Source organism: Haloferax litoreum (assembly GCF_009674605.1).
GTDB classification, from domain to species: Archaea; Halobacteriota; Halobacteria; order Halobacteriales; family Haloferacaceae; genus Haloferax; species Haloferax litoreum.
Map to the genome: position 1 here is coordinate 2,148,154 of NZ_WKJO01000001.1, position 12,009 is coordinate 2,160,162.

General features: G+C 58.9%; 10 protein-coding genes and 1 tRNA gene. 5 read left to right on the forward strand and 6 right to left on the reverse strand.

The window, feature by feature from the left end:
• The first annotated feature begins 46 nt into the window (after positions 1 to 46).
• The 3 genes from GJR96_RS11105 (at position 47) to GJR96_RS11115 (ending at position 2,877) form a co-directional block, all read left to right on the forward strand.
• On the forward strand, positions 47 to 628 hold the full coding sequence (locus GJR96_RS11105) for a DNA-3-methyladenine glycosylase family protein (RefSeq protein ID WP_151162981.1): 582 nt from the start codon (positions 47 to 49) through the stop codon (positions 626 to 628).
• A 111-nt stretch (positions 629 to 739) separates the two neighbouring features.
• Complete coding sequence (locus GJR96_RS11110) at positions 740 to 2,716, forward strand: 3-hydroxyacyl-CoA dehydrogenase/enoyl-CoA hydratase family protein (protein ID WP_151162982.1); 1,977 nt, start codon at positions 740 to 742, stop codon at positions 2,714 to 2,716.
• Positions 2,717 to 2,802: 86 nt separating this feature from the next.
• Positions 2,803 to 2,877 (forward strand) — tRNA-Glu (locus tag GJR96_RS11115).
• A 238-nt stretch (positions 2,878 to 3,115) separates the two neighbouring features.
• On the opposite strand, the gene GJR96_RS11120 is transcribed toward GJR96_RS11115, so the two are convergent.
• The 3 genes from GJR96_RS11120 to GJR96_RS11130 all read right to left on the reverse strand — a co-directional run bounded on the left by GJR96_RS11120 (position 3,116) and on the right by GJR96_RS11130 (position 4,744).
• On the reverse strand, positions 3,116 to 3,508 hold the full coding sequence (locus GJR96_RS11120; RefSeq protein ID WP_151162983.1) for a cupin domain-containing protein: 393 nt from the start codon (positions 3,506 to 3,508) through the stop codon (positions 3,116 to 3,118).
• A gap of 360 nt (positions 3,509 to 3,868) precedes the next feature.
• On the reverse strand, positions 3,869 to 4,201 hold the full coding sequence (locus GJR96_RS11125) for a DUF5789 family protein (RefSeq protein WP_151162984.1): 333 nt from the start codon (positions 4,199 to 4,201) through the stop codon (positions 3,869 to 3,871).
• A gap of 114 nt (positions 4,202 to 4,315) precedes the next feature.
• Positions 4,316 to 4,744, reverse strand: coding sequence for a DUF7539 family protein (locus GJR96_RS11130; RefSeq protein WP_151162985.1), 429 nt, complete (start codon positions 4,742 to 4,744; stop codon positions 4,316 to 4,318).
• A gap of 215 nt (positions 4,745 to 4,959) precedes the next feature.
• Between GJR96_RS11130 and GJR96_RS11135 the strand changes: the two genes are divergently transcribed.
• The gene (locus GJR96_RS11135; protein WP_151162986.1) at positions 4,960 to 5,142 is read left to right on the forward strand and encodes a hypothetical protein; all 183 of its coding nucleotides are present in this window, start codon (positions 4,960 to 4,962) and stop codon (positions 5,140 to 5,142) included.
• A 57-nt stretch (positions 5,143 to 5,199) separates the two neighbouring features.
• On the opposite strand, the gene GJR96_RS11140 is transcribed toward GJR96_RS11135, so the two are convergent.
• The 3 genes from GJR96_RS11140 to GJR96_RS11150 form a co-directional block, all read right to left on the reverse strand.
• The gene (locus GJR96_RS11140; protein WP_151164013.1) at positions 5,200 to 7,008 is read right to left on the reverse strand and encodes an SLC13 family permease; all 1,809 of its coding nucleotides are present in this window, start codon (positions 7,006 to 7,008) and stop codon (positions 5,200 to 5,202) included.
• Between the two features lie 579 nt (positions 7,009 to 7,587).
• Positions 7,588 to 8,928, reverse strand: coding sequence for a hemolysin family protein (locus tag GJR96_RS11145; RefSeq protein ID WP_151162988.1), 1,341 nt, complete (start codon positions 8,926 to 8,928; stop codon positions 7,588 to 7,590).
• A 338-nt stretch (positions 8,929 to 9,266) separates the two neighbouring features.
• On the reverse strand, positions 9,267 to 9,518 hold the full coding sequence (locus GJR96_RS11150) for a hypothetical protein (protein ID WP_151162989.1): 252 nt from the start codon (positions 9,516 to 9,518) through the stop codon (positions 9,267 to 9,269).
• An 855-nt stretch (positions 9,519 to 10,373) separates the two neighbouring features.
• Between GJR96_RS11150 and GJR96_RS11155 the strand changes: the two genes are divergently transcribed.
• Positions 10,374 to 11,702: an MgtC/SapB family protein gene (locus GJR96_RS11155; RefSeq protein WP_151162990.1), complete on the forward strand. Its 1,329-nt coding sequence runs from the start codon at positions 10,374 to 10,376 to the stop codon at positions 11,700 to 11,702.
• The last annotated feature ends 307 nt before the right edge of the window (positions 11,703 to 12,009 follow it).

Genomic DNA, 12,009 nt, shown 5'->3' on the forward strand with positions numbered 1-12,009 from the left:
CGGGCGACGCACGACTTTTCTCTCCGACCGCCGTACCTCGAGCAGAATGAGTGACGACGCCTATCAGGCACTCCGAACCGACCCACACCTCGGCAGTGTCGTCGAAGACCACGGCCCCGTGACACTCGACCCAGCGAACGACCCGTTCGAGCGACTGGTCGTCTCTATCGTCAACCAGCAACTCTCGACGACTGCCGCCGCGACGATTCGTGACCGCCTGTTCGACCGTGTCGAGGTCACACCCGCTGGCGTCCTCGCGGCAGACGAAGACGTGCTTCGGGACTGTGGTCTCTCCGGCCAGAAAGTGGGCTACGTCCGCAACGTGGCCGAAGCGTTTCAGGGCGACCTGTCCGCGGACGCACTCCACGTGATGAGCGACGACGAGGTAATCGACGCACTGACCGAGATTCGCGGCGTCGGCGTCTGGACGGCGAAGATGTTTCTCATCTTCGTGCTCGCGCGTGAGGACGTGTTCCCCGTGGAGGACCTAGGGATTCGGCGCGGGATGGAACACGTCTTCGGCGTCGAAACCGACGCCCTCTCGCGAGGGGAGATGGCCGAACGCGCCGAGACGTGGACGCCGTACCGAAGTTACGCCAGTCTCTACCTCTGGCGGAGCGTTGACTGACCTCGGCAGTCTGCCCTCGAACCGTCGTCAAACGTCTCAATTAAACGAGGAATGAGTTTACATTTCACGTGATGGAAACGTTGAAACCAATGCACACTGTAACGTTTGTCCATGAAGGTAGACGATATCAACACCATCACTGTTCTCGGAGCAGGCAACATGGGCCACGGCATCGCGGAAGTCGCCGCCCTCGCCGGGTACACCGTCGTCCTCCGAGACATCAAAGACGAGTTCGTCCAGAAAGGCTACGAGCAAATCGAGTGGTCGCTGAACAAACTCGCCGAGAAAGACCGACTCTCGCAGGAAGACGCTGACGCCGCGTTCGACCGCGTCACACCGGTCGTCGACCTCGAAGAGGCAGTTGCAGACGCCGACGTCGTCATCGAGGCCGTTCCCGAGAAGATGTCCATCAAGAAGGACGTGTACACGGACCTCGAAGAGTACGCACCGGACCACACCGTCTTCGCGACGAACACGTCCAGTCTCTCTATCACCGAACTTTCGGAAGTCACCGAGCGACCCGAGCGCTTCTGCGGGATGCACTTCTTCAACCCGCCGGTGCGCATGGACCTCGTCGAGGTCATCTCCGGCGCGCACACCGCCGACGAAACGCTCGTCCTCGTCGAGGACCTCGCAGAGAAGATGGGCAAGACGCCCGTCCGCGTCCGCAAGGACAGTCCCGGGTTCATCGTCAACCGCATCCTCGTCCCACTGATGAACGAAGCAGCGTGGATTGTCCACTCCGGTGACGCGACGATGGCCGAAGTCGACGCCACGACGAAGTACGACATGGGCCTCCCGATGGGGAGTTTCGAACTCGCCGACTACGTCGGCATCGACGTGGGCTATCACGTCCTCGAGTACATGCACGAGGTGCTCGGTGACGCGTACAAGCCGTGCCCACTCCTCTCCGAGAAGGTCGAAGAGGGCAACCTCGGCCAGAAGACCGGGAAAGGGTTCTACGACTACGAAGACGGCGAGGGTGCGCAGGTTCCCCACGACGAAGGCAAGGAGTCCGTGAAGAACCGCCTGCTCGGCGTCATGGCGAACGAAGTCGCCGGCCTCGTCGGGAACGACGTCGCCCACGCCGAAGCAATCGACCGCGCCGTCAAACTCGGCGGACGCTTCCCCGACGGCCCAGCCAAGATGGCCGACAACGAGGGTATCGCCACGCTCGTCGGCACGCTCGACAAACTCCACGATGAGACGGGCGAGGACCGCTACGAGGCCGTCGAGTACCTCCGTGACCTCGCCAAATCTGGCGAGGGCTTCTACGGTGGCGAAGCAGAAGGTGAGGCGGAACTCGCCTTCGACGACATCCGCGTCGACGTTCGCGAGGGCGTCGGCCACATCACGCTCGACCGACCACACCGCATGAACACCATCAGTACAGAACTGATGGACGAACTCTCGGAGGCGCTGGACGTCCTCGCGGACGACGACGACGTTCGCGCCGTCCTCCTCACCGGCGCAGGTGACCGCGCGTTCTCGGCAGGTGCCGACGTGACGAGCATCGCCGCAGGTGGTGCAGACCCCGTCAGCGGCGTCGAACTCTCGCGCAAGGGCCAGCAGACCTTCGGCAAACTCGAAGACCTCGACAAGCCGGTCGTCGCCGGCATCGACGGCTTCTGTCTCGGCGGCGGGATGGAACTCTCGATGTGCGCTGACCTTCGTATCGCCACCGAGCGCTCCGAGTTCGGCCAACCCGAACACAACCTCGGCCTGCTCCCCGGATGGGGCGGCACTGTCCGCCTCCAGCGAATCGTCGGCACCGGCCGTGCGAAGGAGATTATCTTCACCGCCGAGCGCTACGACGCGGCGACGATGGCCGACTACGGCTTCGTGAACGAAGTCGTCGGCAACGACGACTTCGAAGACGCGGCGTTCGAGTACGCCAAGCAGTTCGCACAGGGGCCGCCAGTCGCACAGCGCTACACGAAGCGCGCGATGCACAACGGGTGGGAAGACACCGAGTCTGGCCTTGAAGTCGAGGCACAGGCGTTCGGCCTCCTGTTTACCACCTCCGACCTGATGGAGGGTATCGCGGCGTTCACGAGCGACCGCGACCCTGAGTTCACGGGCGAGTAATCGCCCTCCGTGAGTGGGTTCCTCTCACTCACCGGCGACGGAACGCAACTCTTAAAATAGTCCAACTACCACTCGTGAATGCAGAAGCTCGGTTGGTGTAGTCCGGCCAATCATCTTGGCCTTTCGAGCCGAGGACAGGGGTTCAAATCCCCTACCGAGCACTTCTCTGCTGAACTACCTTCCAAGCGACCGCTGTGCGTGTCGCGCGGACTGTGAAGTCAGAAATGTGAGTCAGGGGATTTGAACTAGCGAGCAGCTTGCTTCGACTGAGGTTCAAATCCCCTCCCGGACACTCTCAAAGACTCTAGCGCGTGCGTTCAGCCGTGAGGTGCTAAAACTGTGTGCTCCCCACAGGCCGATTCGATTCGTCGTACCAGCCACCCTGCCCCCGCAGAGTGATTACGAACTCTGTTCCATGTTCCTCTGGATTTGATCCATCACTTCCCCGTGTTCGTGCTGAGGGCTGAACAGAACGAAATCCGTGTCTTCATCGGCCCGGACAGTATGTCCCGGTGGCCAGTAGAACAGGTCTCCGGTTTCGTCGGCTTCGTTGCTTCCATCGGAATATGTGACGGTGAGCGCCCCGCTCACCACGTATCCCCAGTGAGGGGCCTGGCAGAGGTCATCTTTCAGCCCCTTGAGAAGTGGTGTGATGTCGGTTCCCTGTGCGAGTGTGAAGTACTCTGCTCCGAGTGTCCCGTAACCAGTCGTGTCTCCGAAATCCGGTTGTTGGCGGGCGACGGCGACAGGGCTGTCGATTCTGGTCGGTACGGCGTCTTTTGCGACTTTCATGATGTTTGTTGGAGAATCCCTGAGAACGGCGTATTGGGTCGCTCAGAACGGTACCAAAGTGGACGTCTCCTCGGAGTCTCAATAGTATAGACGGCGGGACAGGGGTTAAGTATATGTATTTATTTTTATATATTTAATTTTGTATTAACTGCATTGTTTTTATCTCCAAAAACCCATGCTGTGAGGTTCCGGTTACTCCCAGCCCTTCGAAAAACCGATTCCCCAGCCCAGTAGGACGGCGTCGGACGACAATATAGCTCCTCTCGGATGTAGGGCCTCTACAATTTTCGGAGTCCCACTTTGATGAGCGCCTCTTGTGGCGAGTCTGTGGGAATGAACCGACTCGTGACGAGGGAGGTGTCAACGGTGTATCAGGCCAAGTATCCGGCTTCGGACGTCATCGGCGGAGTCGTACGTTTGGTTATGTGTTGGTCCGAGCACTTCTTCGAGGGATTCCGTCCCGCCCTGCGTTTCGATCTCGTAGTCGCCATAGGCCTCGACCAATTCATCGGTCGTGATTGGGTAGTCCTGGGCTTCGAGTACCGCATCAAGACCACCAAGCCGCCCACCAGGGTCGCCGCTCATCGCTCGGGGTTCACGAGCGCGGTCGCGTACCTCCTCTCGCTTCCGCTCTGGCTGTTGTCGCTGTTCGTCGTCTGGGTTCTCGTCTTGGCCCCGATTGTTGCCAGTCATCCTTCTATATAGGCGCCCGGTTCGCATAACTGTGTGGACACTTGTCGGTGTGAACGCCTCGGGTACATAGAGCATTGACGCGTACGATCATCCGAAAGTGGGTCTAACCGGGGGTTACTGCTGTGTTCGGCGGATGAACTCGTCGAGTTTTGCTTCGATGAGGGTCGCAACCCGTTCGCTATATCGCCAGAGCGCTGCATTGAGTCGCTCTTCGGTCTCGTCGTCAAGTTCGTCTCGCCCCCGAAGGACAGAGTCCTTAGTGATTTGTGGGTGATAGACACAGACTACACCAAGGGAGGTGTCAGAACTCGATGTCCCAGCCGTATGGATTCCGTACTGGTCAGTTCCCCAGACACCATCGCCGCCCTCTCGCTCCAGCTCGGAATCGAGCGCGTCGAGCAGACGGAGTTCCGCTTCGGTGAGGATTGGTCGGTCGCCTTCGAACAGTTCAGCGTATGCCTCCCTCCGGGCATCTCTCGTCCATTGATCTAACTGAGACCGCGCACGCAGTACGATCTGTCGCTCGTCAGGGAACTCTGCCATAGCTCTAGGGAGGGCGGCCAAGTCAATCAACGTTCGTACCGTGGCCCAGACTGACGGATATGCTGACGATGATACTGCGATAAGTAAGACGGGTCTTCGGTAGGGATACCGAGAACAATGGCTCCTCAGCAGACGTTCGGAACGCTCCTGTTCACGACCCTCTCTTAGTGAAGGTGGCCCTCCACGTTATGGACGTGGCCGTTCAACGCTAGGGCATGGCAACAATTGTCTACCAAGGTGTGGACGACACTGTCTCGGAAGAGATCGACGACGAGCAACTGAACTACCGAGAGGACCACTGGCAAATTCATCACGGCGACGACGAGTACACGTACATCCCGAGAGAGCGTATCTATACGGTACAGATGAACGACCCACACGTCATAATGGACGAGTAAACACGGTGAAGAGGACGCTCTGGGTCCTCATCTCACAGCGGAGTCAGAACACCCGTGTCACGCGCGGACGCCCCAGAAGAACGCAATTCCGAGGACAGTTACCACCGACAACAACAACTGCAACGGCGCACCGACCCGTAGGAAGTCCGAGAACTTGTAGCCGCCGGGGCCGTACACGAAGAGGTTCGTCTGGTATCCCACCGGAGTCATGAACGCCGTTGAGGCGGCGAACGTCACGGCGAGGACGAACGCGAATGCATTCGCACCAATCGACTGGGCGGCGCTGGCAGCAACCGGAATCATCAACACGACGCTCGCGTTGTTGCTGATGACGCTCGTCAGTAGACCGGTTGCGACGTAAAACACCCAGAGAACACCGATTGCTGGCAAGAACACCGCGGTCGAAGCGACGAGGTCTCCGAGAAGCGCCGCCGCACCCGTCTGCTGGAGGGCGATACCGAGCGGGATGACGCCAGCGAGGAGGAAAATCACGTTCCACTCGACGGACGAGTAGAGTTCGGTCGGCTTGAGGACGCCAGTGAAGACCATCGCCACGACCCCTGCTAACGCAGAGACGACGATTGGCAGAATGTTCAGTGCTGGGAGTGCGACGACGCCGGCGATGATTCCAACCGCGAAGGGAATCTTGTCGCTCCGATAGGTCACCTCGTCGAACTCGTGGGCGACGATGAAGTCCTCGTTCTCGACGAGGCGGGTGAGGCTATCCGGAGGTGCCTGCACCAAGAGCGTGTCACCAACCCGGATACGGATGTTCTCGAACCGGTCCCGGACGACGTCACCACGGGTTCTGAAGGCGAGGACGTTCGCGTCGTAGCGCTGTCTGAAGGTCGAACTCGCGAGGGTCTCACCGACGAGGAACGACCCCGACGGAATGACGACTTCGACGAGCACGGGTTCTTCGTCGTCTGGATGCAGGTCGTCTTCAGTTCGGGGGCCACCTCTCAAGGTGAGGCCTTCTGTGTCCATGATGTGCTCGAGCGTCTCCCGGTTCGTCCTGAGTCGGAGTGTGTCACTCTCGCGGATCTCCTTGCGAGCGAGCGGTTCCGAATAGCGCTCGCCGTATCGAATCAACTGTAACACGTCGATGTCGAGTTCGTCGTCTCCGAGTGCCTCCTCGACCGTCTTTCCGATCAACGACGAGTCCGCTGGAACGACGACGTCCGCGAGGTACTCCTGAAGGGCGTACTCCTCGACGAGGTCCTCGTCAGCGGGAATCCGTTCGGGGAGCAGTCGAACGCCGACCGTCATCAGATAGAGCGAGCCAACCACGAACACGATGAGTCCGAGTTTGGTGAACTCGAACATGCCGAACGCGTGGAGGCCAAGTTCGGGGGACTCTGCTCCGAGTTGGGCTGCGATATCGCTCGCGAGGATGTTCGTCGACGTCCCGATGAGCGTCAACGTGCCGCCGAGCATCGAAGCGAACGACAGCGGCATCAGCAATTTCGACGGAGAGGTGTTCCCGTTATGTGCGAGGTCGTTGATAACCGGGACCAAGATAGCGACGACCGGCGTGTTGTTGATGAGTCCCGAGATAGGGCCGGTGATGCCAATCGTCGCCGCGAGCTGCTTGCGTCGGTTTGACCCCGCGAACGCGGCCATCTTCCGACCGAGCAACTGGACGATGCCGGTTCGGTTGATTCCGGTACTCAGGATGAGCATGGCGAGGACGGTTATCGTGGCAGGATTCGCAAATCCCGAGATTCCCTCCCGAGCCGATATCTGCGTCCACGGTTGGAGTACAATCAATAGCACCATCACCAGAATCGCGGTGACGTCGATGGGAAACCACTCGGTCGCGAACAACACGAGCGCGAGCAGAATAATCGCAAAAACGACGAGCATCTCGGCCGTTACAGACGGGATGCCGAGACCCTGGACTGCCAACGAAACGATAGAGAAGTCCACACCAAATGGAGACGCTGACGCGGGAAAAGGACTGGTATGCACACCAGCGAGTTGGGTAGCGAAACAGTCCGAAAACTACCTCGGGACGATGTCCCGAGACACTCGCCTCGTTCTTCTGTCGAGATGGGCTGTTCGCTCAGATACCGACCATCCTACGAACGCTTATCGGCTTGTCGCTCACATGCTACCATAGAGGATGGGATTTTTCAGACGCGCCGGGCGACAGGTCGAACAGTTCAAGCAGGCGGCTACCGAAACCGCTACCCAACGGTCAAACTACCGGTGCGAAGCGTGTGAAGCACGCTTCGATACCCGGCACGAGCAGTGCCCGGAGTGCGGGGCAGGGCCTCTCGTTTCGGTAGACTCCGAGGAGTGAAGTCCAGTTTCAATCGGTCCGAATGGAGGCGGTGTCGTAGAACCACTCTTTGTCTCGCTTTGCTCTCTACTTGGTAGTTGGTGACGCCCTTAGAACGTGCGCTACTACCACGCTTTTCGCTCGTGAGTGGCACTCAGACGCTACTCGTCGTCCGAGTCCTGAATTTCCTGTGCCTCTCGAATCACGAGTCGTTCGATTCGAGTATCGTCGACAGCCTCGACCTGAAGCGCGTACCCGTCCGCATCGACCTGGTCGCCCACTTCGGGGACTCTGCCGAGGCGACTGAAGACCAATCCACCGATCGTCTCGACGTCGTCGCTCTCGAATCGAGAGTCGAGTTGGTCGTTCACGTCCTGAATGGAGACCCCTCCGTCGACAACGTACGCTCCGTCGTCCCTCTTCTGGATGGATGGCTCCTGTGCACCCGTATCGAATTCGTCTTGAATATCGCCCACAATCTCTTCGAGGATATCCTCGATGGTCACGATGCCCTCGAAGACACCCCACTCGTCGACGACGACGGCCATCTGGCCTTCTCCACGCGTCTGAAAGTCGGCGAGAATTGCGTCGATACGACGCGTCTCCGGTACCGTGAGGACCCTTCGTGCGAGCTCACGCGCTGTGGTCGTGCTGTCTTCTTCCGTCTCAGCTTCGGTCGCTCGCAGGATGTCCTTGGCGTGGACGAATCCAAGCGGTTGATTCCCGTCCTCGTCGAGCACGAGGTAGCGCGTGTAGGTCCCGTTTGCGACGACCGACCGGAGTTCCGAGAGCGGCATCGAGGCAGTCACAGTTTCCACGTCTGGACGCGGAACCATGACCTCCCGAGCGACCGTGTCCCCGAGTTCGAAGACGCTCTCGATCATCTCGACTTCGTCGAGGTCGATGTGTCCCGTCTCCTCTGAACGGGTGAGAATCATACGAATCTCCGCTTCGGTGTGAGTTTCCTCACTCTCGGACGCCGGAGAGACACCCGCGAGGCGGGTGAAGTAGTTGGCCGTCCCGTTGAAGACGATGATGCCGGGCACGAACGCGTAGTAGAAGAACTTCATGAGTGGGGCGACGAGGAGCGCGATACGTGGGGCCTCCTGAATAGCGAACGTCTTCGGGGCGAGTTCGCCGAACACCACGTGGAGGAACGTGATGAAACCGAACCCGAGGACGAAAGCAACGAGATGAACGATTTCCGCAGGGAGCAACTGGCCCAAGACCGGTTCGATGAGCGCTGCGACAGCCGGTTCACCGATCCAGCCGAGGCCGAGTGACGAGAGCGTGATACCGAGTTGACTGACAGCCAGATAGTCGTCCAGATTCTGGATGACGTCCTGCACGAGTGCTGCCCCCGGTTTGCCTCGTTCGACGAGCGCATTCACCTGCGTGGGACGGACTTTGACGAACGCGAACTCCGCAGCGACGAAGATTCCGTTCATGACGACGAGGAAAAAGGCGAGAAACAGTCCGCCGAGAGAAATCAGATCTACCATAGTCAATTACGGACACGTGGGCACTTGTAGGAATGGATAGTGAATCACTCCTCTGTACTCATTGATGCTTCGACAGCAGCGTCCGGGCCGGTGTCGCCTTCCGCGATGATTCGATGGGCGACATATGTGACTTTGGTCTATTTTGAGACGTCCGTTCACGAGAGCAGGAGCCGTCGCAATCCACCAGTTAGAAGTCAACTAGGGCAACCGAAAATCTACCCGACGGCGAGACAGTAGGCTTGGCGCTGGTGCTCCGGGGTCTTGTTCCCATGTCCGTACCGAGTTTTTCGTAGAAAGTGGAAAGTTCGTCTCGAGGGACAGACACCCGACAAGACCAGTTAGTCGGTAGCGAGGGTATCGAATTCGGTGTCGTACTGCTCATAGGTAATCGTCAGTTTCCCTGTCGTTGGCTCCTTCGCAGCGTCTCGGAGTTCTTTGAACGCGGCTAACAGTTCATTCGCGTCTTCGGACCCTTCTCTGACACTTCGTGACTCCTCGCGGACGGTGTCGTATACCTCTTCCAGAATCCGGCGGGCAGCCTCTAAATCCGTCTTCGAGTCGATGGTGAACGAAGCTTCGTGCAGTGACATACGGAGGGTCGGGTCCCCACACGGTTAATCTTCCTCATACTGAAAGTACGATTGTCACTACCCGGGAATGTCGTCGATATGGGGTATCTCAGAACGATTCCAAAACTGGCGGCAGGTACTTCCCCGTGAAGACGCTATATAATAGCACGGACCAAACACACTGTGCGTTTGGCCCTCGACGTGAGGGCCGCTTGAAACGGGACGACCGTTTTCCAACATTCCACTTCTCTTCGCGTTACACCGCGCGGAACGCATCACTAGTGAGATGTTCCGCAACAGAGACAATCAAAGAATGTCCGCACGAACACGCTCCGGAGGAACGATTTCACTTAGTGATTTGTTCAACGCCATGAGCCACGAATACCGCCGTCGCATCCTGTGGACACTAGCCAACCAGGGTTCAGGAACTGACGGAGGAATCAGGCTGAATCGGTTCGCAGGCGACGATAGTGAACCAGATATCCTCCACCTCGAACTCGTCCACAACCACTTCCCCAAGTTAGAACAGTACGGACTCATACACTGGAATCCTCGGACAGAAACGGTGACACGAGGACCGCTGTTCGAGGATGTCAAACCGTTTCTCACGTTGATGGATTCTCATCAAGACAAGTTACCAGACGATTGGCCATAGTCATCCACAACGTTCTGCTATCACACCCTCGGAGTTTGGATTACTGTTGGGTGTCTTATCTCACATCAGTTGAGTATGGTTAGGCTCACATCTATCATTCTTCGAGTTCGCCAATAACCGAGGCGTGACGAGGTTACACGTTTTTATCATTCCGAGATGAATGGATTATATAGGATGCTTCTCAGTCGCCCCCGAAGGAACGTGGCTACGGACGTGCTGTGATGGTTCAAGAGGTGTTCGCGTCTGTCGACCCCATCGTCGCCCGGTTGTTCATCGCAGCGGCACTGGGGATGTTCCTTGGATTGGAACGCGAGCGGTCGGGAAAGACCGCTGGGATGCGGACGTTCACGCTGACGAGTCTCGTCGGAGGAATCGCGGTCGCAATCGACAGCGAGGTCATCCTCGCAGTGGGCGGGTTGCTCGTGGTCGTCCAAGCGGTCTTGCTCGGGAGCCGCGGAATCGCCAAACTACGGACTGGGCGCGACGATTCCGATGCAGATACGTCCGAGTTGGACCGGACCGACACGGTCGACGCTGGCGTGTCCGACAGCACAGTGAGCGCGAGTCTGTCACTGACCACGTCCACGTCGCTCCTCGTCGCGTACGCAGTCGGTGCCGCAGTCGTGGGGGGGTACGTCATCGAGGGGGTAATCGTCGCACTCACGACCTCACTCCTGTTAGTACTCCGCCGGGAACTCCACGGGTTCGCCCACCGGCTGACCTCCGACGAAGTTCGGAGCGCAGTCGAATTAGCCATTATCGCGTTCGTCGTCTATCCATTGCTTCCGAACGAGGCGCTGGGTCCGTGGGGCGCGGTCAACCCGAGAACGGTCTGGCTCCTCGTCATCGCAGTGAGCGCCATCGGCTTCGTCAACTACGTCATCATCAGACGGTACGGCGAACGCGGTATCGCCATCACGGGATTCTTCGGTGGCCTCGTCAACTCCACAGCCGTCATCGGTGAAATCGCGGGGCGTGCGGAGCGAAATCCCTCGATTCGACCGCTCGCCGTCGGCGCGATTCTTATGGCCGACGCCGCGATGGCGGTCCGAAACCTCGCACTCATCGTCGTCTTCGTACCCGAAATCGCGTGGCAAGTGGGGATTCCACTCGCGCTCATCACACTCGTGGGTGTCGGCTACGCACTCGCCACGCGCGAATGGGGCGTCGACCTGGACGTGGCGTTCGAGTCTCCGTTCAGCCTCGAAGGTGCACTCAGATTCGGACTCTTCTTCCTCGTGGTCTTGCTCGTCTCTGCGGCGGCACAGGAGTACTTCGGAGCCACCGGATTCGTGGTGACGAGTTTCCTCGGGGGGTTGGTCTCCAGTGGGTCGGTCGTCACGACGACAGTCACACTCTACGGCGGTGGACACATCGAAAGCACGACCGCCATCGTGGGCGTGTTGGCGGGGACAGCAGCGAGTATCTTCGTCAAGATTTTCCTCGCTGCGAGCATCGACCGCGAACTCCTCGCACCCGTCGCTCGAAAGAGCGCGCTCCTCGTCACGAGTGGAATCGTCGGCGTCTTCCTCGTCGTGTCTCTGTCGTGAATTCGTCGCCGACACAAACTTCATAACCTATTGCCCCACCAGTCAAGACGCACTGGTTCGGTGCATACCGTTCCGTACGTGAGTCGACCCCCGAAGATTCGCCCGACTGGTCGTCCCCCGGTCGGGCGAGGGTCGCTCATAGACTCACCCATCTAGCCGATGGTTTCAGGTAGACTGCCTCGTATCGTGTGCCAGAGCAGCAGACAGCCAATGAGCCGTTACGTCACACACGACTGGAAGGTGGGGGCACTGCCAGCGAAGCGACAACGCGTACTCGGGGTGCGCGACACGACCGACGGAGGCCGAC